The organism is Caballeronia calidae, from assembly GCF_900044055.2.
GTDB classification, from domain to species: domain Bacteria; phylum Pseudomonadota; class Gammaproteobacteria; order Burkholderiales; family Burkholderiaceae; genus Caballeronia; species Caballeronia calidae.
Map to the genome: position 1 here is coordinate 1 of NZ_FCOX02000297.1, position 1,034 is coordinate 1,034.

Annotated in this window: 1 protein-coding gene; it reads right to left on the minus strand. The window is 61.8% G+C overall.

What is annotated here, in order from left to right; all coding sequences use genetic code 11:
• The coding region (virB10, locus tag AWB78_RS42750; protein WP_062613339.1) for a type IV secretion system protein VirB10 at window positions 1–1,034 on the minus strand (1,034 nt) is incomplete at both ends.

The following is a 1,034-nucleotide window of genomic DNA, read 5'->3' on the forward strand; positions in this document are numbered from 1 at the left end:
TTGCTGAAATCAAGGTCTTGACGCACGAAAATGGCTACGTGGTCGCCCTGCTGGTCGTACAGCGTCGGCGGAATGTTGATCGTCGCGGCAAGGGCTTCACGCGCGAGCGAATCAGACGTTTGCGACGTATTGTCGAAATTTATATTCGTGCCGCCGTTGCTTGCCTTGTTCGCCGCGTACTGGACGCCCGCATCGCCGAGATCCGAAATGATCGAAATCAGGATGGCAGGGCCGAACCGCTCCCAGAAGTGGGAATCGATCTGTCCGGGAATACCGGCGCTGCCGAGCGAATTCGTGCCGGGGCTGTTGAGGTTGATCGTCGCGCCGTCAGGATTGACGAGGCGCGTCCACAACGCAAAAGCTCGAACCTGGCCGCTCTTGATGCCGCCGCTCGCTTCGCCGACGACCGTTGCCCCCTTGTCGATCAAGCGGACCTTGTGATCGAACGAATAAACGTCCTGGCTTACGTGGCATTTGATCTGTCCGGGTACCGTCGTGTCCAGCTCGGTGGCGGTGCCGCACTGAATCATGGTGCCAGCGGGAACCGTCAGGCTTGGATGCTTGAACGTGCTTGCCATGACACGGCCAACACCGACGCCGTTCATCCGCGATGCGAGCGCCACGCTGTCAGCACTGGTCGGCGCCGAGTCCGAGCCGGATTCCGACCTGTGTGCCGCTATCGGTTGGACTTGCCCCGCTGCGCCTTGGGGCGTGTCTTGCACGCTCTGCGAGTTGTCGGCGTCGAGGCGACGCTGATACGCTTTTTCTTCTGGCGTGAGCTCGCGCTTTCCCCCTGCCTGCGCGCGAACGGGTTGTTGCGATTGCGCTGGCACCGCCGTGGCGGCAACGGGGCTCGCGGGTATTGGAGGCGCGGCCGCGCCCTTGGGGTCGGTCGAGAAGTCATACTTGGGCAGCATGTTCGGAATCTGCTTGGCCGGTACCTCAGGACCAGCAAGCGGGTGCAGCTTTCGGTACATGATCCAGCCGATGAGGCCGAGCCCGAGAATGACCATCAGTGCGACAAACGCACGCAT